The organism is Comamonas sp. 17RB, from assembly GCF_030056555.1.
Lineage (GTDB): Bacteria > Pseudomonadota > Gammaproteobacteria > Burkholderiales > Burkholderiaceae_C > Comamonas > Comamonas terrigena.
In genome coordinates this window covers 18,258-39,077 of record NZ_JASHHY010000011.1, presented here as the reverse complement: position 1 = coordinate 39,077, position 20,820 = coordinate 18,258, and the positions used below count along the sequence as shown (strand labels likewise).

Below are 20,820 nucleotides of genomic sequence, written 5' to 3'. Positions count from 1 at the left end.
ATCCAGCTTTTCGGGAGACTTTATTGAGAGGGCTTGCCTTAGCCTCTATACAAATTGAAGATTCACTGGCACTTTTTCATGGCAACATGGATTCCCCCAATGGGTCCTCCATGCGTGCTTCAGAGCGGCCATGCCCGCCGCGCAGAGCACACCCCGGCAGTCACCGCAGACCACCGTCGTTGCGGGCGGCAAGCGGCAGCACGGCACGCACCGATGCTGCCCGGAGGACGGGCTGGCGGGCGTGCTTTCAGCCGCAGAGCTTGCTATGGCGCAGAGGGACGGCGGGGCAACGGGCAGCGCCTCGGCACACCCACAGGGCGTGATCCTGCAGGTCCTGGCTGTTGCGCCCCCGTCCGCCGCCCAAGCATTTTTTGAGGGTCTGTTCTACCGCAGTTATCCGCCACGCGGTGCCTGGCCCAGCTGGCGGCAGGCCATGCTCCCCAGCAGCTGCATCGCCTTGTCCACCGTGGCATCCACCGGGTGGATGCAGGCCAGCCGCATGCAGTGCTCATAACGGCCGGAATTGGAAAACATGCTGCCCGGCGCAATGCGTATGCCCTGCGCCAGCGCATCGCCAAACAGCTGGGCGCTGGAAAATCCTTCGGGCAGCTCCAGCCACAGGCACAGGCCTCCGGCCGGCAAGCTCATGCGCGTGCCCACGGGAAAGTGGCGTGCCACCAGCCGGGCCATGGCTTCGCGCTGGGCCTTGAGCTGGGCCTTGAGGCGCTCCAGGCTGCGCTGGTGCGCGGGCGATCCCAGCACTTCGGCCACCACCATTTGGCCCAGGGTCTGGGTGTTGCGGCTCTGGGCAAATTTCAGCATCTGTATCCGGCCATGCCATTGGCCGCCGTTCATCCAGCCCTGGCGCAATCCGGGCGCCAGGCTTTTGTTGAAGGCCTGGCAATAGACCACATGGCCGGACACGCTGTCCCAGGCCTTCAGCGGCTTGACCGGCTGGCTGCCTTCCACAAACAGGCCATAGGAATCGTCTTCGATCAGTGCCGCACCGTACTGGGCGCACAGTGCCACCAGCCGCGCCTTGTGCGCATCGGGCATGCGCGTGCCCAGCGGCATCTGCAACTCGGGCACCACCACCACGGCCTTCAGCCGTGGCTGGGTCTGGAACGCCAGCTCCAGCGCCTCGATGGACAGGCCGGTGCGCGGACTGCAGGGGATTTCCAGCGTCTGCAGCTGCAGCGACTCCACCACCTGCAGCAGGCCGTAGTAGGTGGGCGACTCCACCGCCACCATGTCTCCGGGCCGGGCCACGGCCGCCAGCGCCAGGCTCACCGCCTCGGAATTGCCCGTGGTGGCCAGCACATCGGTGGGCGCCACGCGGATGCCCGATGCCAGTGCGCGCCGCGCCATGGCTTGCTGAAAGAGCGGGTGATTGCCCTGGTTGGCCAGCAGCGAACGCCCTTGCACCAGCAGTTGCGGGTGCTCGCGCAGCAGGCGTGCCACCAGCTGGTTCAGGTGCTTGTGGTCAAACAGTGCCGGCGGTGGCGTGCACCCGCCCACATCCAGAAACACCTCTGCCTGGCGGCCGCGCTCCAGCAGCAGCGAAATGTGTTCGTTGATGCCCACAAAATGCGCCTGCGCGCCGGGCTGCACCGGCTGGCTCAGGTCAGGCTCGCTGGTCAAGTCCAGAGCGCCACTGGCCGGTATCCGGGCATCGCGCACAAAGTAGCCCACGCGCGGCCGGGCTTCCAGATGGCCCTGGGTCTCCAGATGGCGCAGCAGCTGCAGGGCCGTGGACAGGCTGACCTGGTGGCGGCGCATCAGCTCCCGCACCGACGGCATGCGCTCGCCCACACGCAAGGTGCCCAGGCCCATGGCCTGGGCATAGTCGCCGGCCAGACGGCGGTACAGAGGAAGGGTGGCAGCAGCAGGGGCCAGGGTCATGGGCCTCGTTCCCGCAGGAACGCCGGTGGAACAAGCAAGGGCGCCATCATGCCCCAGGCATCTGTTCTGCAACAGATACAGATTGGTCTCCACAACACCAGAACAGCCATGCCGCCATCTGCACTGCTGCGGTGCACAAAGGTCGGGGCTGTGCCTGTTGCGCAAGGGCTCCTCTGCTTACGCTGGAGGCACTGTTTCACACGCTCTACAGGCCCTGGCATGCACCCCTTCTCGCCCTCTTGCACCCCCTCCTCCACATCTTCCACCGCAGCGCAGCCCACACCGCAGCTGTTCTGCATCCACCCCGGCCAGCCCCATGCCTTGGTCGTTCCTGCAGGCAGTGAACTGTTCTGCAGCCACGGCAGTCTGCTGCTGCACAGCGGCCCGCAGGGCCTGGTCGATGGTGCGCCCAGCCTGCAGTGGCAGCTGTCCACCGGCCAACGCTGGCGCGCCCCCTGCCTGCTGTGGTTGCAGGTCAGCAGCCAGGGTGGCACGGCCCGCTTGCAGTGCAGCATGGCACCCTTGCCCGCGTCGGCAGCGCCTCCTGCCACGCCATGGCAGCGCCTGCGGGCCTTGCTGCGCTCTGTGGGCGGGCGGCGCACGGCAGCAGGCTGAAGCAAGGCCATGGCCGAGTCGCCCGGTTGCCTATGCGACCGCTGGTGCCATCGGCGCCGGCCTACAATGGCACTGCCGCTTCCTTGGAGCGGCGACGTTCTCAGGGCGGGGCGAAACTCCCCACCGGCGGTATGCAGCCTCGGCTGTGAGCCCGCGAGCGCCTGGAAGGCCACGCCTTTCAGGGTCAGCAGATCTGGTGCGATGCCAGAGCCGACGGTCACAGTCCGGATGAAAGAGCAACGTGAAGACCTGTCCCCCAGCCTGGGGCGGCAGCGCATGGGCGCGGCAATCCTTTGCCCGTCGGTGCGCCGGCTGCTGCGGGCTGCCTTGCCTTCGCGCGCCCTGATTCATTTGTTCCATGTCTTTGCAAGACCAACACCATGAATCAGACCACTATCGCCAACGTTTCTTCCTCCCAGGCCACCCGTGCAGCACTGCAGCAGGCCCGCATCGCCATCGTCAGCGCCAATTGGCACAGCGATGTGGTGCACCAGGCCCGCGACGCCGCCGTGCGCCGCCTGACGGCGCTGGGCGCCGCTCCGGCACGCCTGCACCAGGTGGAAGTGCCCGGTGCCTTTGAAATCCCGCTGATGGCACAGAAGCTGGCCGCTTCCGGCCAGTTTGATGCCGTGATCGGTTGTGCCGTCATCGTCAACGGCGGCATCTACCACCATGAATTTGTCTCCGCCGCCGTGGTGGACGGCCTGATGCGCGTGCAGCTGGACACCGGCGTGCCCGTGTTCTCGGTGGCGCTCACCCCGCACAACTTCCAGCCCACGGAAGACCTGCTGGGCTTTTTCCGCAGCCACTTTGTCCACAAGGGTGAAGAAGCCGCCGATGCCTGCGCCCAGACCCTGGCCGCCCACGCCGACATCGACGCACTGCTGACCCAGGCGGTGGCGACGTAAGCCTGACGCCCTGAACCCCTGCAACGCCGTATGCCGGCGCTGCAGCCATCACCCATCCCTGCCCGGCTTCCTGCTGGTGCAGGGATTTTTGATGCCGCACAGCCGGCTGCCCCCACTGCAGCACCTGCCGGACCCATCCGCTGGCACCACCGGCAGCAGTGATGGCATCGGACCTTGCGGCAAGCGCCTTGCCAGTGCACCCTGCCTCAGCCGTCGGCGGATGGCTCCGGTCCGTTGACAGGGATGCCCATGGCCTGCCGTCCCATGCCATCGCATGCCGAAATCAGCTGCGGAGGCAAAGCAGCGCCGGATCGGCGGCCTGCAGCAGCAGCGTCAATACCGCAGCGTCAATATCGCAGCCTCAGGCGCAGCATGTCCAGGTGCTGTATGCCATCCTCGAAAACAGGCTCGGGGTAATGTCGGACGAAGAAGTCATGGTCAATGCGGGCCACCCGAAAACCATGGCGCTGGTAGAAGGCCAGCTGGTAGCCAAACGTCCCGGTACCCACCTCCAACTGGCTGGCGCCAGATGCGCGAAAGCAATCGATGACCCATTGCAGCAGTACCGTGCCGTAACCGGATTGCTGATGCTCAGGCAGCACGGCAATGCTCATAAGCTCGTGTACGCCGGCGCCGCGCGGCTGGACGACGCAAGCCCCCACCACCGCTCCGTCACGGAAAGCCGCAAAGCATCTTGACCCTGCCAAAGAGGAACGCACCTTGTCTTCCGACGGGTCCGCCAGCAGCAGCAGCGCCATGGGCGCATCGGTGCAAGCAATCTCCTGGATCAGCAGTGCCATGCCCGTTCTTCCATCAAATGTCTGTCTTCGTCTTCACGGGGAGCTGCAGGCCCGGCAAGCCATAGGGGGTGATACATGGCGCTCAAAGCCCATATTCCTGCTTCTTCGCCAGCACCCTGCGGGCAATCTCCAAGGAGTGCCCCCTATTCGGGTCCAGCGCCATTCTTTCCACTGCGGCCCATTCAAGATAGTCCGCAATCACCTGGGGTTCATTCGTGCCCATGGCAAGGCTGAATACGCGAGGCAGATATGCATGGTATTCATCCCTGGGCCAGTCCATGGTCGATATACCGATGGGGTCCCATTCGCTCCAGAGCAGATCGTCAATCGCCCGGTAAAAATCGATGTGTGCCTGCGGGAGTTTCTGACCCATTGCCTGTAAAACCTGACTGTATGGATACATCCGCCCATGGCAGCGGACATGCAGATGCAGATGAAGATCCATATGCATCCACCCCTCGCCATAAAGAGGACCGAGGGGATGATAGCTGGACGGGCCTTCCCGGAATCCCGGATCGCAGCCCGCACAGAAGCCAATGACCGCATGCCGCCTCCTGGCCGCAGTGGCAGCCCCATCTCTCTGCGCATTCGCCACCCGCGCCCACAGCCTTGCCCAAAGCCGCAGTCCCGTTCCACCCACGCGACAGCTGGCGGCAGAGCAGGCTCCCAATAATGGGGATCGCATTACAACCAACGGAGACAACAACCATGCGCATCCCCTCCCCCTGTTCCGCAGCCTTGCTGGCCTGCGCCGCCATTGCCGCCATCGCCCCGGCAGCCCAGGCCAGCGAAGTGCGCTCGGCCGAAGTGCAAAGCCCCGCCCTGGGTCGCGCCCTGACCTACAACGTCTACCTGCCCACCGGCTATGCCGAAAGTCCCAATGTGCGCTACCCCGTGATGTACCTGCTGCACGGCAATGACGGTGCGCGCAACGACTGGGCCGTCAAAGGCAGGATGCAGAAAACCGTCGATACGCTGGTGGCCAATGGCGACATTCCGCCGGCCATCTATGTGATGCCCGACGCCAACACCAACTGGTACGTGGACCTGAAGGAGAAGATGGAAACTGCCTTTCTCCAGGACCTGATGCCCCATGTGGAGAAAACCTACCGCACCATCAACGCCCGCAATGGCCGGGTGATCGGCGGCCTGTCCATGGGCGGCTACGGCGCGCTGCGCATGGTGCTGCAGTACCCCGAAAAATTCCAGGCAGCAGCCCTGCTCTCACCCGCCATCTACAACCCCGAGCCACCGGCCGACTCCTCCGCCCGCCACGTCAAGGTATTTGCCGAGCCCAACACCAACGGCGCCTACAGCAAGACGGTCTGGCAGCAGTACAACTACCCGGTGCTGATGGACGCCTTCCTGGCCAAGGGCATCAAGGTGCCCATGTACATCAACTCGGGCGACGACGATGAATTTGCCATCGAGGCCGAAGCCACCCAGCTCTATAGCCAGCTGCGCAAAGCCAAGCAACCGGCCGAGCTGCGCATCGTCAACGGCAAGCACGAATGGATGGTCTGGGAAACCACGCTGGGCGACAGCCTGAAATACGTGTTCAGCACGGTCAGCCGGCCCCAGGTCGGACCGGCGAAGTAAACCCTGCACCCACCATCTGCATCCACCAGACGCAGGTAGGGTGCTTCGGTGGACGGCCCGCCGCGCGGGCCCCTGCCCTGTGTCAGGGATGGAGCTTGAACATGCGGCGGTACTCCGACGGCGGCACGGCCAGCTTGCCCTGGAAGTGGTGGCGCAGGGCCTGCACGCTGCCAAAGCCCACCAGGGCGGCGATGCGCTCCACGGACAGATGGCTGGACTCCAGCAGACGCTGTGCTTCGGCAATGCGCTCGGCAATCAGCCACCGGCCGGGGGACTGCCCGGTGGATTCCGTGAAGCGCCGCACGAAGGTGCGCACACTCATCGCCGCCGCGTCCGCCATGCGCTCCACCGTCCATGGTGCGTCCAGCTCTGCACGCACCCGCTCCAGCACGGCCACCATGCGGTGGTGGCGGTCTGCCGGCACCGGCCGCTCAATGAACTGCGCCTGACCGCCGCTGCGGTGCGGCGACATCACCAGGCGCCGGGCCACCCGGTTGGCGGCTTCCGCGCCAAAATCCTCGCGCACGATGTGCAGCATCAAATCCATGCCGGCGGCACTGCCTGCCGAGGTATAGATGCGTTCCTCCGCCACGTACAGCACATCGGCATCCACCGCAATGCCGGGGTACAGCGCGCGCAGCTTTTCGCTGTAGCGCCAATGGGTGGTCGCCTTCCTGCCTGACAGCAAGCCGGTGGCCGCCAACACAAACGCCCCCGAGCAGATGGAAGCCAGGCGCGCTCCGCGCTGCCACGCCCGGCGCAGCGCTGCCGTCAATTCGCCCGGCACCGGGACATCGGCCCCTTTCCAGCCGGCCGCCACAATCAGATCCGCCTGCTCCAGCAACTCCATCCCCGCCGTCGGTGTGACCAGCAGGCCCCCCTGTGCGCGCAGCACCCCGGGCTCGACGCCCGCGCTGGCGAAGCGGTACCAGCCGGGTCCCATTTCAGGCCGGCTCAGCCCGAAGATCTCGGCGGCAATGGAAAACTCGAACGTGCACAGCTGGTCGTGCACCAAGGCCACCACCAGCGGGCCGTGAAGCTGCGGGAGCGATGCAGAGCTGGATGCGGGTGCGGGGTGGGTCACTCAGTTTGGCGCAAAATTGTCGATCAATGTCTTTTCTGCCAATTGTTGCAGCTTTGGTGGCAGCGCACCATCTCGGCTTCACCACCCAGAAAGCCTGATATGCCCACCGCCGTGACCGCCACTCCCGCCGCGCCCGCTGCACTTGCCGAAGCCCATTTTGCGGCCGGGTTTGCGTTTGAAACCGACTGCTGGGACGTGCATGCCGCACTGTCCGAGGGCGCCGATTTCGTTTTGCTCGATGTGCGCTCGGCCGCCCTCTTTGCCCGGGGCCACATCCCGGGCGCCACCCACCTTCCGCACGGGAAACTGGTCGCCAGCCAACTCGTGCAATGGCCTGCCGACACCGTGTTTGTGACCTACTGCGCAGGACCCCATTGCAATGGCGCCGCCCGGGGTGCACTGCGTCTGGCCAGACTGGGCCGGCCCGTCAAAATCATGGCCGGAGGCATCACCGGCTGGCAGGATGAAGGCTTTGCCCTGTCCACGTCCGCCGACTGAACGCCAGCGGGCCCGGAGCGCCCGATCCGCCGATAAAAATCCCCGCCAGCCTTTCAGCTGCGGGGATTTTTTTGCCAGCGGTGAACACCGCCGGAGTACAGGGCGGAAGCCGCGCTTACTTGCGTTCCCACACGGCGGCAAAAAAGCCGTCGGTCTGGTGGGCATGGGGCCACAGGCGCACATACTGCGTGCCGGTGTCGCCGCCAGCGCACAGGGTCGTGGCGTGCTCCACTTTCAGTTTCTCCAGCGTCTGGCCGGCATCCAGCGGAACGAAGTCGGGGTGCGCTTGCTGGAAGGCTTCGGCAATGCGCTCGTTTTCTTCGGGCAGCACGGAGCAGGTGGCGTAGACCAGGCGGCCGCCGGACTTCACCATGCGCGCAGCGCTGGTCAGGATGGACAGCTGCTTTTCGGTCAGCTCGGCCACCGCATTCTGGTCCTGGCGCCACTTCAGATCGGGATTGCGGCGCAGGGTGCCCAGGCCGGAGCAAGGCGCATCCACCAGCACGCGATCGATCTTGCCGGCCAGGCGCTTGACGCGTTCGTCGCGCTCATGGGCCAGGGCAGCAGGGTGCACATTCGACAGCCCGCTGCGCGCCAGACGGGGCTTGAGCGCCTCCAGACGGTGGGCGGACACATCGAACGCATACAAGCGACCGGTGTTGCGCATCTGCGCACCAATGGCCAGGGTCTTGCCGCCGGCACCGGCGCAGAAATCCACCACCATTTCGCCGCGCTTGGCGTCGAGCAGCAGGGCCAGCAGCTGCGAGCCTTCGTCCTGCACCTCGATGCGACCCTTCACAAAGGCTTCCAGCCGGGTCAGCGCTGGCTTGCTGTCCACGCGCAGCCCCCAGGGGGAGTACGGCGTGGCTTCGGCCTGAATGCAGGCTTCCTTCAGCTCTTTTTGCACCTCGGCGCGTTTGGCGTTCAGGGCGTTGACACGCAGGTCCAGCGGAGCAGGCTCCAGCATGCTGGCGGCCAGTGCCTCGAACTGGTCGCCCACCTGGGCTTGCAGCGCGTCGGCCATCCACTGGGGCAGGTTGTGGCGGTGCTGGGGCATCAGCTCTGCGGGCTTCACCGCATCGCATTCATCGACCCACTTGATCTCCTGCGGGCTGAGCGCGGCTTTCAGAAAGTCGCGCGGGCCGTGAAAGCCCAGGATGGCCAGGCGCCGTTCCTTGGGGCCGCTGCCGTTGCGGGCCAGGGCCTCGAACAGGGTTTTCTTGCGCAAGACGGTGTAGGCCGTTTCGGCCAGCGTGCCGCGCTCGCGCGGGCCCAGATTGCGGTGGTCACGGAAATAGCGGGACACCACGGCGTCGGCCGGGTGTTGAAATTGCAGGGTCAGCTTGACCAGTTCGGCGCAAGCGTCCAGAAGGGCTTTGGGGTGCATAGCCTGCATTGTCCCATTGCGGGCTATTCCCGGGTATGGCCGCGGCTTGGCGGCCTGTGGGTGGAGGCACCCCTACCAGACTACCGGGATCCGCCCACATCGCTTTTTTGCGGCGCGCTTTCCGTGAACCTGCGGCCCAGGCACTAGCATGGCGGCCATGGCACACCCCGAACCCCTTCCCCCTCTACCGCAGATTCCCGCCGGCCGCTACCGCCACTACAAAGGCAACTTCTACCAGGTGCTGGACGTCGCCCGGCACAGCGAGACGCTGGAGGCCTTGGTGGTGTACCGCCCCCTGTACGGCGAAGGTGCGCTGTGGGTGCGGCCCGCTGCCATGTTCACCGAGACCGTGGTGGTCGATGGCGTGGAACAACCGCGTTTTGCGCGCGTAGGCGACGGGGACTGAGCCCGGGCTGCAGCCTGTTGGAGATGCGCTCGCCGGACGGGAGCGGACACCCGGCAATGACCGCGGCACCCCAGGGATCTCGTCACTGCCCTCCGACCTTCACCACGTACTGCCCTGCGCCTGGGCAGCGCGCGCTTCAGACGAAAAAGTCCACGACCTTGCCCAAGGTCTTCATCCCGCCGCTGGTGTAGGCGGCAATGGCCTTGCCGGCCGTGGTCGTGGTATCCACCACACCGGTCACCCCCGCCACCACGCCGTCCACCACGGCAGCGGTCACGTCTTCGACCAGCCCGCTGGCAATGCTGCCCACGCCCCCCGTCTGGGCGGCAAAGGCCGTTCCCGCCACGGCCCCCACCACATCGCCCAACGAACGCTTCTGGTGCACGGCAGTGCCCAGCTGCAGGGCACCACGCACCGTCTGGATGGCCTGAAGTGCATTCATGTCGTCTTCATTTCTTTTTCATTTCTATGCCGCATTTGTATCACAAACATTCCAGAATAAATGGTGCCATACAAAATCCACACAAACTGGCTACACCGCATATACAAAACTCCAAATCAAATATCACAACATCAATCGCAATTTGTATGCATAGCGTCAGTTGTTAATTTCAAACAGCGTACATAACACATGCCGAAATAATACTTTCCTCTGCTATTTGGTATCCAAACTGTTGATTATTTGTATGCGATTTGTAGTTTGACCTGATTTTCTCCCATTCATCGCCTTATTTAATCAATCAGCACACTCCTAATATTCGCTCATCTTTTCAAGGAGATTGCGATGAGCGACATCACATCTGTTTCAGGCAGCGGCTCCAGTTCTCTCGCTGCGCTGACCAACACCAAGCGCCCCCGCGTGGCGGCAGACACCCAGGAAGCGGGCGAATCCGACTTTGCCAGTGCCATCTGCTCTTTCAGCAACGAAAGCCTGGCCCTGCTCAGCGAAGCTGGCCACTCCGGTCTGGAATGGCTGGAAGCGGGCATCGACAGCACCGTGGAAGGGGTGAGCGATCTGGGAGACGGCATTGCCGGGCTGGCAGAAGATGGCCTGGACGCCATCGTGAGCCTGGCCCAGACCGTGGAGTCCACCGCGTCCAGCGTCGCCAACTCCCTGGGCTCGGCCGCCACCAGCGTGGCCCAGTCGGTGGAATCGACGGCGTCCGGCGTGGCCGATCTCTGGGATGACACCGTGGAGATGGCTTCCACCGTGGCAGGCGCGGTCACCGACGGCGCCGAAACGGTGCTGGATGTTGTGGGCTCCGGCTCGCGCAACGTGGCCTCCTATGTGGCCCTGGGCAATTCGGCGGTACGCGCCCTTCTCAACGAACTGGTCTGAATACAGACCGCAGGACGCCCCATCATGCGAATCCCCACCCCTCTGCTCACCACCCTGGGCATTGCAGCCTGCGCACTGCAAACCGGCTGCGCCATCATCACCGTCGAACCCTTGTGGGAACTGACCAAGGCCGCCGCCGTCGTCGCCAACAGCGCCGTGGCGCTGTCGCCCCCCTCGGCATCCAACACGCTCTACAACCTGCGCACCCCGCTGAACAGCGTGTGCATTGAGTACAACCCCCAGACGCAGGTGCCCGACCTGGTGCCGGCCCTGCAGGCCGAACTGCAGAAGCACGGCATCGACAGCAAGGTGTATGACACCGCCCCCGCGGCACGCCTGTGCAATGTCTGGCTGGAGTACACCGCCTACTTCGATTGGGGCCGCCCGCCCTTCACGGGGGATTTCCGCCCCTATGTGACCTCGGTGCAACTGGCCCTGCGCTCCAAGGAAGGCGAGCTGATCTCCAGCAGCCAGTTCCAGCTGGACCCCTATCTGTCACGCGGCCAGTGGACCAGCACCCGCACCAAGGTCAGCCCGGTCGTGACCGCCCTGGTCACCGGCTACCAAGACTGATTCCCCTTTTTTCCGATTTCGCAGGAGATTCCGATGCCCATGCCTTTCCGCCCATTGTTCCTGGCCTCTGCCGCCTTGTGCGCAGGCATGCTGACCGGCTGCGTGACGCGCGACCCCTCCATCGTCAACAGCCCGGTTGCCGTGGCCGCCATGCCGCGCATGGCCAATATCGAGCGCGTCAACACCGGCAGCCTTTTCAACAACAACACCTTCACCAGCCCGTTCAACGGCCGTGCCCGGCCGCGCAATGTCGGGGATTCGCTGAAGATCGAGATCGCCGAGTCCATGAGCGCCACCAGCAAGGCCAAGACCGACGCCAGCCGCCAGAACGCCATGGCCAACAAGGGCCCAGGCAGCAATTCGGGTACCGGCTTTCTGGGCTCCATCCTGAATCTGGACGCCCAGGCCTCCGGCAGCGATTCCTTCAGCGGCGACGGCAGCTCCAGCAATTCCAGCAACTTCACCGGACAGATTGCGGCCTCGGTCATCAATGTGCTCCCCAATGGCCACCTGGTGGTGGCGGGCGAGCGCAGCATCGCCATGAACGGCGACGCCAAGACCCTGCGCTTCTCCGGTGTCGTCGATCCACGCGACTTCCGCCCCCAGAACATCGTGGCCTCGTCCGATGTCATCAACGCCAAGATGGAAGTGGTCGGTCGGGGCGATGTCTCGGAAGCAGGTCAACGTACCTGGCTGCAGCGGGTACTCACCAACACCCTGGCCATCTGGTAATCGCCACGCGGTTTTCCCCTGCCGGCGTCCCCTTTTGTTGACCCGCAGCAGTGCCGGATGCTGCACCTGTCTTTGCAAGGAGATCACCATGCCCACTCCATTCAAGACTGCACTGGCCATCGCCTCCTGTGTGGCCAGTTGCCTGCCCAGCCTGGTGCGCGCCGCCGAAGCGGAGCCTGCCCTGATCGGCGCGTCCGCCCAGGTGGCGGGGCAGCAGCTGCAGCTCAACGGCGCAGGCATCAGCAAGCGCCTGCTCTTCAAGGTCTACACGGTGGGTCTGTACCTGCGTGACCAGCGGCGCACCACCGAAGCCGTGCTCTCCAGCGATGGTCCGCGCCGCCTGGTGATCCGGCTGATGCGCGACATCTCCGCCAAGGAGTTCGAGGAAGCCGTGCTGGACAAGCTGGCCAAGGACATCGCCCAGATGGATGCCCGTGTGGCCGAGCAGATGAATGGCCTGAGCCAGGCCCTGGCACACCTGCCATCCGGACTGCGCAGCGGCGACCTGCTGACCCTGGACTGGATTCCGGGCACCGGCACGGTGGTGGAACACAACCGCCGCCGCGTGGTGAAACCGATGCAGGACATCGCCTTCTACAACACCTTGCTCAATTTCTGGCTGGGAGAGCAGGCGGATGATCCCCAGCTCAAGACCGCCCTGCTGGGTCTGAGCTGATACCGCGAAGACCTTGTGCCGGTCTGCTCAGCGCTGCCAGACCGGCTGGCCCTGGACGTTCTGCACCTCCAGCACATAGCCCACGCCGCGCACGGTCTTGAGCAGCACCGGCGAACGGGGATCGTCGCCGAGTTTGCTGCGCAGGCGCGATACCAGCAGGTCGATGCTGCGCTCGAAAGCCGCCATCGTGCGCCCATGGGCCTGCTCCATCAGCTTGTCCCGGCTGCAGACCCGCCGGGGGGTGCGCAGAAAAGTGCACAGCAGGCGCAGCTCGGCCCCCGACAGAGGCACCACCACCCCGTCGGGCGACACCAGGTGGCGCTCCATGGTGTAGAGCTGCCAGCCATCGAACTGCACCACCTCGAGCAGATCCGGAGGCAAGGTCACGGGCCTGATCGCCGCAGCCGCCGCGGCCGCGGAGTTCCGCAGCACGTTCTGGATGCGTGCCACCAGTTCACGGGGCTCGAAGGGCTTGCCCATGTAATCGTTGGCCCCCAGCTCCAGCCCCAGCACACAGTCAAAGGGGTTGGCGCGGGCGGTCAACATGATGATGGGCAGCTGGGAGCGGGAGCGCAGCTCCTTGGCCAGCCGGATTCCGTCCACGCCCGGCAGCATGACATCCAGCACCACCAGGTCGATGGGCTGGGCAGCCAGCTGGGCACGCATGGAATCTCCGTCACAGGCCGCATAAGTGGCATAACCGAAACGGGTGAGATATTGCGTGAGTAATGCGGTGATTTCCTCGTCGTCATCCACCACCAGAATATGGTGCATAGGCAAACCGTGCTGAGTCAAAATAATCGTGGTCGTTTTGACTGCGAGTGTAGGCACCCGTCGGCACTTGCGGTGAAAACTTAAGCGGTTTTTTTATACTTTTTTCACTCTTTACGTACGCAACTGCGTACACAAGCGCCGCAAGACACCTACAAAGCCCGTTTTTTGTAGGCGAACTGAAACAATATGTCACTTCTGCTATTTATGCAGAGGCAGCCGGGCGAAAACCAGCGCCGATTTTCCGCGACCAATTTTTCGGCAACACATAATGCGGAAAGGCCTATTTTCTGCATGCCCCTCAATATGCCAGCCGGCCTGAAAAACGCAAGCGGCGGCACACACAGCGCGCGCCAACCGTGGATATTCCCGCCTGCCGCAACCTTCACAGGGATTGCGGCAGGAGCGGGCGCATCACGGCTGGTTGTAGGGCAGCTCCAGCACGGCGCACAGGCCGCCGTCGTGGGCGTTGTGCAGGCGCAGTTCGCCATGGTGGCGCAGCGCAATATCGCGCGCAATCGACAGGCCCAGCCCCACCCCGCCATGGTGGCGGTGGCGCGATGCTTCCAGGCGCACAAAAGGCTGCATCACCTGCCGCAGCGCCGCATCGGGCATGCCGGGGCCGTGGTCGCGCACGGTGATGCGCACGCCCCGCGGGCTTTCTTCCAGCAACACTTCGGCCCCGCCGCCGTAACGCAGCGCATTGGCAATCAGATTGTCCACACAGCGGCGCAGCGGCCCGATCTGGGCCTGGATGATCCCGGCCGTTCCCCGCAACGGGATGTGCACCCCCGTCAACTCATGGTCGTCCACCACGCTTTCCAGCAAGGCCTGCACCTGCACGCGCACCATGGGCGTGGCCTGGGCCTGGCCGCGCAGATAGTCCAGCGTGTCCTGGATCATGGCGTCCATCTCCGCAATGTCGCGCTGGAATTCCAGGTTGGTGCGCTGGTCATCCAGCAGCTCGGCACGCAGGCGCAGCCGGGTCAGCGGCGTGCGCAGATCGTGCGAGACGGCAGCCACCAGCCGGTCACGGTCCTGCAGCTGCTGGCGGATGCGGTCCTGCATCTGGTTGAACACCCGGCTGGCCTCGCGGCATTCCACGGTGCCGGTCTCGGGCAGCGGGGGGCGGTTGATATTGCCTCCCAGCTCCCGCGCCGCCGCCGCCAGGCGCCGCATGGGAGTGGCCAGCCAGCGCGCGCCGAACCAGGTGGCGATCAGCAGCGCCGACAGGCGAAAGCCCACGTCCAGCACAAAGGCCCACAGCGAACGCTGAGGTTCTTTTTGCGGCGGCAGCGGTCGCCCTTCCGGCTGCAACTGCAGCGGCAGTCCACGGCGCACCACATAGGATTTCTCGTTGGTCACGGTGATGGGGCTGCTCAGGGTCTCGCCCTGGACCTGCTGCGGCGGCATCGGCGGCTGTGGCGGGGGCGGCGGAGGCCCGCGCAGCTCGAACATCAGCGACAGCGCCAGCAGATGGCTGGCCACGACCACCACGGCCAGCAGGCAGGCCAGCCGGCCGAACAGCGTGTCCGGGCCACGCCGCAGCCGCTGCAGCACCCTGCGCAGCCGGTCAGCCCAGCCCAGTGCCGGCGGCGCCACGCTGGGCGCAGCCGCAGGCCCCTGCCCGTCGGCGGCAGGTGCAGACACCGGACTCATGCCAGGCAGGCCTGGATCTGGCGGGCGTCCAGCATGTAGCCGGCCCCCCGCACGGTCTTGATCAGCGAAGGCCCGTCCTCGCCCAGCTTGTGGCGCAGGCGCGAGATCAACAGGTCCACGCTGCGGTCCAGGCTGTCCATGCTGCGCCCCCGGGCCTGCTCCAGCAGTTGCTCGCGGCTGAAGACACGGCGTGGCGCTTCCAGCAAGGTGCACAGCAGACGGTATTCCGCATACGACAGCGGCACCACCGTGCCCTGCGGGTCCACCACCTGGCGCTCCAGGCGCTGCAAGGTCCAGGCATCGAAACGCACATTCGCGGCCTGGCTGGTATCGGCCTGGGCCGTGGCCTGGCGGCGCATCACACTGTGGATGCGGGCCACCAGCTCGCGCGGCTCGAAGGGCTTGCCCATGTAATCGTCGGCGCCCAGCTCCAGGCCCACCACGCAGTCATAGGATTCGGCACGCGCGGTCAGCATGATGATGGGCATCTGCGACTGCTGGCGCAGCAAGCGGGCCAGGGTCAGGCCATCGACACCGGGCAGCATTACATCCATCACCACCAGATCGATGGCATGGGCCTTGAGCTGGCTGTGCATGCTGGCGCCATCGCTGGCCACATGCACCTCAAAGCCAAAACGCTCCATGTATTGGCTGAGCAGCGTCGTAATCTCTTCATCGTCATCCACCACCAAGATTCGGTACATCGCGTGCTCACTCCTTGCATTTCCGCGTCAACAGGAGGCCAGTGTAAGGACGTGCTTCGCTTTGTATGGGAGGAAAGAACGGATGCCCCATAGACAGTTCAGGGGCTTACAACGCGCTTTGTAGCGACCGCCGTACAAACAGGACAACAACGGTTTACGCGGCGGCCTCAGCATGTGCAGCGGTTCACCTCGCAGCCATGTCTGCGGCAGAGGGCATGCAGGCCGCTGGCGGGCTGGATCTTCTTGAAAGGACCTCCCATGACCAGCATTTCCAGTCTGGGCAGCAGCAATGCATGGAGTTCTGCGATACAGAGCCAGCGCAGCCAGCACAGCGCCAAGCTCGCAGAAAAACTCTCGGCCGACTTTGATGCCGACGGCGACGGCAGCCTGAATGAGACCGAGCTGCAGTCGCTGATGGATGACATCGGCAGCCGCACCGGCCAGTCCGGCGGCAGCAGCGCCAAGGACCTGTTGTCCAGCAGCGACAGCAACGGAGACGGCAGTCTGAGCACCGACGAGCTGGAAGCCGCACTGCCCAGCATGCTGCCGCCACCCCGCTCCACCATGGATTTCGCGCAATCGCGCGGCGCGGGCCAGAGCGATGACCTGTTCAGCAAGGTGGACAGCGACGGCAGCGGTGATGTGAGCAGCGACGAGCTGACGGCGCTGCTGCAGAAGATGAACGGCCAGGAGAGCGTGAGCGAGGAAGACGCAGCGGCCCTGTTCAGCCAGCTCGACAGCGACGACGATGGCAGCCTGAGCCAGGCCGAATTCGATGCCGCCCGACCCCAGAACGCCGGTGGCATGCCGCCCCCACCGCCCGCCCAGGCCAGTGCCAGCACGGAATCCGACAGCGACAGCACGGGCACGGCTGCAGCCAGCGGTGTCGGTGGAGCCGGCGGCGCAGGGGGCTCGACCACCACCGTCTACGACGAGCTGGACACCAATGAAGACGGCACCGTGTCCCTGGCCGAACGCCTGGCTGGCGCCGCCGAAGACGCCGCCGATGCGGCCCTCAACGTGGTCGATCAGCTCAAGCAATCCGCCGAGAGCTGGACCCAGAATGCCCGCAACGCCCTGTTGGACACCGCCCACCGTGCCTACCAGGCCGCCAGCGGCGAATCCGCCGCAGCCCGCAGCACCTACAGCTATACGGTCTGAGTTCTGGCTTCCCTCTGCGCCGCAGGTGAGCGGCGTGGGGGAACGCCACCCCGTTTCCGGGGATGGACCAGGGGCACAACGTGGTCGATGGCAGCGGGCTCCAGCCGGAGAGCCTCCCGACCACCGCCGTTACAGATGGCGCAGAAAGTGCGCCACGGCACGCGGGTAGATGATGTGCTCCTGCGTCAGCACCCGCGCGGCCAGGGTCTGGGGCGTGTCCTCCGGCAGCACCGGCACCACGGCCTGGTCCAGAATGGGTCCCACATCCAGCTCGGCCGTCACCTGGTGCACGGTCGCGCCGGCAAACTTGCAGCCCGCCTCGATGGCACGCTGGTGCGTGTGCAGGCCCGGAAATGCCGGCAGCAGCGAAGGGTGAATATTCAGCAGCCGCCCGGCAAAGTGGTTCACGAATCCGGGCGTGAGAATGCGCATGAAGCCGGCCAGCACCACCAGCGCCGGTTCATGGCTGTCGATCTGCTGGGCCAGCGCCGCATCAAACGCTTCGCGGCTGTCGAAATCCTTGTGGTTCAGCACGGCCGTGGCAATGCCATGCTCACGGGCAAAAACCAGGCCTTGGGCATCGGCCTTGTTGCTGATGACGGCGGCCACGCGGGCGTCCAGACGGCGCGCCCACTCCTGTTGCTGGGCAGCCCGTACGATGGCTGCCATGTTGGAGCCGCCGCCAGAGATCAAAATCACGATGTTTTTCATTTCCTGCGAATTATCCCAGCCATGCCATTCGACCACCGCGCTCAGCCTTTGTCGCCCCACGCCGCCCGTGTGCTTGCCACGCTGATGGAGAAAGCCCGCACCGTACCGGACAGCTATCCGCTCACGGTGAACAGCCTGCAATCGGGCTGCAACCAGAAGACCAGCCGCGCTCCGGTGATGCAGCTGAGCGAAGGCGACATCCAGGCCGCCCTGGACGAGCTGCGCCAGCGCCACCTGGTGATGGAAGCCAGCGGCCAGCGCGCCACCCGCTGGGAACACAATTTCGAGCGGGTGGTGGGCGTGCCCAGCCAGGCCAGCGCCATCCTGGGTCTGCTGATGCTGCGCGGCCCGCAGACGGCCGGCGAGCTGCGCATCAACACCGAGCGCTGGCACCGCTTTGCCGATATCGGCTCGGTCGAGGCCTTCCTGGAAGAGCTGCGCGACCGCAGCGACGAAAAAGGCGGTCCGCTGGTGGTGCTGCTGCCGCGCGCCCCCGGCGCCCGGGAAGCACGCTGGGCGCACCTGCTGTGCGGAGAGGTGGATGTCAGCGCCCTGGCCGCGGCCAACGAAGCCGGCAGTGCCGCCCCGTCCGACAGCGCCACCGCCCAGCGCCTGGCCGCACTGGAAGCCGAAGTGGCACTGCTGCGCGCCACCGTCCAGCAGCTGTGCAGCGCCCTGGGGGTGGAAGCACCGGTGCCCCACAGCAGCACGGATTCTGCAGAGCAGAACCCGCCAGCCGAAATCTGACTCCGGACTCACCCTAGGCTGTCGCCGCCCCGACATGGCGGCAGCGAACGACCATGCTAAAAACCTTGCATTACAAGGAGACCGCAGCATGGATTTGGCATTCACGCCCGAAGAGCAGGCCTTCCGCGAGGAAGTCCGCGCCTGGATACACGAGCACCTGGACCCCGCCGCCGCCCGCAAGGTCCGCGAAGGCCTGCGCCTGACGCGCGACGACATCCAGGGCTGGGCCAAGACCCTGGGCAAAAAGGGCTGGCTGGCCTATGGCTGGCCCAAGGAATTTGGCGGCCCCGGCTGGACCGCAGTGCAAAAGCACCTGTTCGCCGAGGAACTGGCCAAGGCCGGCGCCCCCAGCATCGTGCCCTTCGGGCCGGTGATGGTGGCCCCGGTGATCCAGGCCTTTGGCACGCCGGCGCAGCAGCAGCGCTTTCTGCCCGGCATTGCCAGCGGCGAAGTCTGGTGGAGCCAGGGCTACAGCGAGCCGGGTTCGGGTTCGGACCTGGCCAGCGTCAAGACACGCGCCGAGCGCCAGGGTGACTTCTACATCGTCAACGGCCAGAAGACCTGGACCACGCTGGGCCAGCATGGCGACTGGATGTTCAACCTGGTGCGCACCAGCAACGAAGGCAAGCCGCAGACCGGCATCAGCTTCCTGCTGATCGACATGAAGTCGCCCGGTGTGACGGTGCGCCCCATCAAGCTGCTGGATGGCGAATGCGAAGTCAACGAAGTCTTCTTTGACAACGTGAAGGTGCCTGCCGACCAGCTGATCGGTGAAGAGAACAAGGGCTGGACCTACGCCAAGCACCTGCTGGCACACGAACGCACCAATATTGCCGACGTGAACCGCGCCAAGCGTGAACTGGAACGCCTCAAGCGCGTGGCCCGGACCGAAGGCGTGTGGGAAGACCCGCGTTTCCGCGACCAGATCGCCCTGCTGGAAGTGGACGTGGTGGCACTGGAGATGCTGGTGCTGCGCGTGCTGTCGGCCGAAAAGAGCGGCAAGAACCCGCTGGACATTGCCGGTCTGCTGAAGATCAAGGGCAGCGAGATCCAGCAACGCTACACCGAGCTGCTGATGCTGGCCGGCGGCCCCTACAGCCTGCCCTTGGTCCACGAAGCCATGGAGGCCGGGTGGCAGGGCGACTTCCCGGGCGGCACGGTGGGCCTGGCCCCGCTGGCGTCCAGCTACTTCAATATGCGCAAGACCACGATCTACGGGGGCTCCAACGAAGTGCAGCGCAACATCGTCGCGCAGACGGTGCTCGGCTGATGCCCCACCGCCGTCCGCGCTGCGCACAGCAGGACGGCTCCCCCACGCCCCCTCGGGGAGGGGGCGCCAGACAAAGCTTTGCTGGACACCCCATGCGGCGGCGCCGCCCGGGATGACAGCACCAGGAGAGATTTATGGATTTCAATTTTTCCGAAGACCAGCAGCAACTGCGTGATGCCGTGCGCCGCTGGGTGGACAAGGCCTACACCTTCGAGCACCGCCGTGCGGCGGTGAAGGCCGGCGGTTTTTCACGCGATACCTGGGCCGAACTGGCCGACCTGGGCCTGACGGCCCTGACCGTGCCCGAAGCCCATGGCGGCCTGGGCCTGGGCGCCATTGACGCCATGGTGGTGATGGAAGAACTCGGCCGCGGCATGGTGCTGGAGCCACTGTCCCAGGCCTTCATCACCGGCGCCGTGCTCGGCCAGTTTGCCCCCGAAGCCGTGCAGGCCCAGTGGCTGCCGCGCGTTGCGGCCGGCGAGTCCATCGTGGTGCTGGCCCAGCAGGAACGCAGGGCGCGCTACCGCCTCGACCGCTGCGAGGCCCAGGCCACCAAGAACGGTGCGGGCTATGCGGTGACCGCCCGCAAGAGCATCGTGCCCATCGGCGACAAGGCCGACGCCTTTCTGGTGCCTGCCCTGCTGGACGGCCAGCAGGCGCTGTTCCTGGTGGAAGCCTCGGCAGACGGCGTCAGCACCCAGGGCTACGGCACCCAGGACGGCAGCCGCGCCGCCGAGCTGCAGTGCAACGGCAGCCCTGCCACCCTGGTCACCACCGACGGCCTGGCCGCGCTGGAACTGGCGGTGGACGTGGGCAGCGCCAGCGTCTGCGCCGAAGCCGTGGGGGTGATGGAGCAGGCCCTGCTGACCACGGCCGACTACCTGAACCAGCGCAAGCAGTTCGGTGTGGCGATCGCCAGCTTCCAGGCCCTGCGCCACCGCTCTGCTGATATGAAGATGCAGCTGGAACTGGGCCGCTCCATGAGCTACTACGCCAGCCTGCAACTGGGCCAGCCGGCCGAGACCCGCCGCCGCTCCATCGCCCGCGCCCGCGTGCAACTGGGCCAGTCCATGCGCTACGTCGGCCAGCAGGCCGTGCAGCTGCATGGCGGTATCGGCGTGACGGACGAATACATCATCAGCCACCACTTCAAAAAACTGACCCAGCTGGAGATGACCTACGGCGACAGTCTGCACCACCTGGGTGAAGTGTCGGCCCGCATGCGCGAGACCGCCGGCGTGATGGAATAAGCCCAGCGCCAACAGCATCCCTCGCGGC

Annotated in this window: 23 protein-coding genes and 1 riboswitch; of the genes, 13 read left to right on the top strand and 10 right to left on the bottom strand. The window is 65.4% G+C overall.

All coding sequences use genetic code 11. The features are described 5' to 3' along the window. Window positions 1-393: 393 nt before the first annotated feature. Window positions 394-1,902, bottom strand: a complete 1,509-nt coding sequence (locus QM470_RS18840) for an aminotransferase-like domain-containing protein (protein WP_283340328.1) — start codon at window positions 1,900-1,902, stop codon at window positions 394-396. Between the two features lie 219 nt (window positions 1,903-2,121). Between QM470_RS18840 and QM470_RS18835 the strand changes: the two genes are divergently transcribed. Beyond that, the gene (locus tag QM470_RS18835) at window positions 2,122-2,517 is read left to right on the top strand and encodes a hypothetical protein (protein WP_283340327.1); all 396 of its coding nucleotides are present in this window, start codon (window positions 2,122-2,124) and stop codon (window positions 2,515-2,517) included. Window positions 2,518-2,609: 92 nt separating this feature from the next. Continuing rightward, window positions 2,610-2,762: riboswitch (FMN riboswitch) on the top strand. 135 nt (window positions 2,763-2,897) lie between these two features. Continuing rightward, window positions 2,898-3,425 (top strand): 6,7-dimethyl-8-ribityllumazine synthase, encoded by a 528-nt coding sequence (locus tag QM470_RS18830; RefSeq protein WP_283340326.1) that lies wholly within the window; start codon window positions 2,898-2,900, stop codon window positions 3,423-3,425. A gap of 347 nt (window positions 3,426-3,772) precedes the next feature. On the opposite strand, the gene QM470_RS18825 is transcribed toward QM470_RS18830, so the two are convergent. Then, window positions 3,773-4,225, bottom strand: coding sequence for a GNAT family N-acetyltransferase (locus QM470_RS18825; RefSeq protein ID WP_283340325.1), 453 nt, complete (start codon window positions 4,223-4,225; stop codon window positions 3,773-3,775). Between the two features lie 82 nt (window positions 4,226-4,307). Continuing rightward, window positions 4,308-4,670, bottom strand: a complete 363-nt coding sequence (locus tag QM470_RS18820; RefSeq protein WP_283340324.1) for a hypothetical protein — start codon at window positions 4,668-4,670, stop codon at window positions 4,308-4,310. A 362-nt stretch (window positions 4,671-5,032) separates the two neighbouring features. On the opposite strand from QM470_RS18820, the gene QM470_RS18815 reads away from it, so the two are divergent. After that, the gene (locus QM470_RS18815) at window positions 5,033-5,824 is read left to right on the top strand and encodes an alpha/beta hydrolase (protein WP_502846862.1); all 792 of its coding nucleotides are present in this window, start codon (window positions 5,033-5,035) and stop codon (window positions 5,822-5,824) included. An 82-nt stretch (window positions 5,825-5,906) separates the two neighbouring features. Here QM470_RS18815 and ftrA read toward each other — a convergent pair whose 3' ends face one another. Beyond that, window positions 5,907-6,908, bottom strand: a complete 1,002-nt coding sequence (ftrA, locus tag QM470_RS18810) for a transcriptional regulator FtrA (protein WP_283340322.1) — start codon at window positions 6,906-6,908, stop codon at window positions 5,907-5,909. 99 nt (window positions 6,909-7,007) lie between these two features. Here ftrA and QM470_RS18805 point away from each other — a divergent pair, with 99 nt between their 5' ends. Then, window positions 7,008-7,406 (top strand): rhodanese-like domain-containing protein, encoded by a 399-nt coding sequence (locus QM470_RS18805; RefSeq protein ID WP_283340321.1) that lies wholly within the window; start codon window positions 7,008-7,010, stop codon window positions 7,404-7,406. A 115-nt stretch (window positions 7,407-7,521) separates the two neighbouring features. Here the strand turns inward: QM470_RS18805 and QM470_RS18800 are convergent, their stop codons facing one another. Next, window positions 7,522-8,793, bottom strand: coding sequence for an RsmB/NOP family class I SAM-dependent RNA methyltransferase (locus QM470_RS18800; RefSeq protein WP_283340320.1), 1,272 nt, complete (start codon window positions 8,791-8,793; stop codon window positions 7,522-7,524). A gap of 157 nt (window positions 8,794-8,950) precedes the next feature. On the opposite strand from QM470_RS18800, the gene QM470_RS18795 reads away from it, so the two are divergent. Then, on the top strand, window positions 8,951-9,199 hold the full coding sequence (locus QM470_RS18795; RefSeq protein WP_283340319.1) for a DUF1653 domain-containing protein: 249 nt from the start codon (window positions 8,951-8,953) through the stop codon (window positions 9,197-9,199). Window positions 9,200-9,335: 136 nt separating this feature from the next. Here QM470_RS18795 and QM470_RS18790 read toward each other — a convergent pair whose 3' ends face one another. Then, the gene (locus QM470_RS18790) at window positions 9,336-9,641 is read right to left on the bottom strand and encodes a hypothetical protein (protein WP_218332867.1); all 306 of its coding nucleotides are present in this window, start codon (window positions 9,639-9,641) and stop codon (window positions 9,336-9,338) included. 342 nt (window positions 9,642-9,983) lie between these two features. On the opposite strand from QM470_RS18790, the gene QM470_RS18785 reads away from it, so the two are divergent. The 4 genes from QM470_RS18785 (at window position 9,984) to QM470_RS18770 (ending at window position 12,519) form a co-directional block, all read left to right on the top strand. Next, the gene (locus QM470_RS18785) at window positions 9,984-10,538 is read left to right on the top strand and encodes a hypothetical protein (RefSeq protein WP_283340318.1); all 555 of its coding nucleotides are present in this window, start codon (window positions 9,984-9,986) and stop codon (window positions 10,536-10,538) included. Window positions 10,539-10,562: 24 nt separating this feature from the next. Continuing rightward, window positions 10,563-11,111, top strand: a complete 549-nt coding sequence (locus QM470_RS18780) for a hypothetical protein (protein WP_066539763.1) — start codon at window positions 10,563-10,565, stop codon at window positions 11,109-11,111. A gap of 33 nt (window positions 11,112-11,144) precedes the next feature. Next, complete coding sequence (locus tag QM470_RS18775) at window positions 11,145-11,843, top strand: flagellar basal body L-ring protein FlgH (protein ID WP_066539772.1); 699 nt, start codon at window positions 11,145-11,147, stop codon at window positions 11,841-11,843. A gap of 88 nt (window positions 11,844-11,931) precedes the next feature. After that, window positions 11,932-12,519 (top strand): chalcone isomerase family protein, encoded by a 588-nt coding sequence (locus QM470_RS18770; protein ID WP_283340317.1) that lies wholly within the window; start codon window positions 11,932-11,934, stop codon window positions 12,517-12,519. Between the two features lie 27 nt (window positions 12,520-12,546). On the opposite strand, the gene QM470_RS18765 is transcribed toward QM470_RS18770, so the two are convergent. From QM470_RS18765 to QM470_RS18755, 3 genes are all read right to left on the bottom strand, one after another. Continuing rightward, a complete protein-coding gene (locus QM470_RS18765; RefSeq protein WP_283340316.1) occupies window positions 12,547-13,293 on the bottom strand; it encodes a response regulator in 747 nt (248 codons plus the stop codon). Window positions 13,294-13,704: 411 nt separating this feature from the next. After that, a complete protein-coding gene (locus QM470_RS18760) occupies window positions 13,705-14,949 on the bottom strand; it encodes an ATP-binding protein (protein WP_283340315.1) in 1,245 nt (414 codons plus the stop codon). Continuing rightward, a complete protein-coding gene (locus tag QM470_RS18755; protein WP_283340314.1) occupies window positions 14,946-15,653 on the bottom strand; it encodes a response regulator in 708 nt (235 codons plus the stop codon). The genes QM470_RS18760 and QM470_RS18755 overlap by 4 nt, the downstream gene beginning before the upstream one ends. Before the next feature lie 258 nt (window positions 15,654-15,911). On the opposite strand from QM470_RS18755, the gene xopAW reads away from it, so the two are divergent. Then, window positions 15,912-16,814, top strand: a complete 903-nt coding sequence (gene xopAW / locus QM470_RS18750; RefSeq protein ID WP_283340313.1) for a XopAW family type III secretion system calcium-binding effector — start codon at window positions 15,912-15,914, stop codon at window positions 16,812-16,814. 129 nt (window positions 16,815-16,943) lie between these two features. On the opposite strand, the gene purN is transcribed toward xopAW, so the two are convergent. Beyond that, the gene (purN, locus tag QM470_RS18745) at window positions 16,944-17,525 is read right to left on the bottom strand and encodes a phosphoribosylglycinamide formyltransferase (protein WP_066539795.1); all 582 of its coding nucleotides are present in this window, start codon (window positions 17,523-17,525) and stop codon (window positions 16,944-16,946) included. A 21-nt stretch (window positions 17,526-17,546) separates the two neighbouring features. On the opposite strand from purN, the gene QM470_RS18740 reads away from it, so the two are divergent. The 3 genes from QM470_RS18740 (at window position 17,547) to QM470_RS18730 (ending at window position 20,792) form a co-directional block, all read left to right on the top strand. Next, a complete protein-coding gene (locus QM470_RS18740) occupies window positions 17,547-18,272 on the top strand; it encodes a YceH family protein (protein WP_283340312.1) in 726 nt (241 codons plus the stop codon). An 88-nt stretch (window positions 18,273-18,360) separates the two neighbouring features. After that, a complete protein-coding gene (locus QM470_RS18735) occupies window positions 18,361-19,542 on the top strand; it encodes an acyl-CoA dehydrogenase family protein (RefSeq protein ID WP_283340311.1) in 1,182 nt (393 codons plus the stop codon). A gap of 134 nt (window positions 19,543-19,676) precedes the next feature. Further along, the gene (locus tag QM470_RS18730; protein ID WP_283340310.1) at window positions 19,677-20,792 is read left to right on the top strand and encodes an acyl-CoA dehydrogenase family protein; all 1,116 of its coding nucleotides are present in this window, start codon (window positions 19,677-19,679) and stop codon (window positions 20,790-20,792) included. Window positions 20,793-20,820 lie beyond the last annotated feature (28 nt).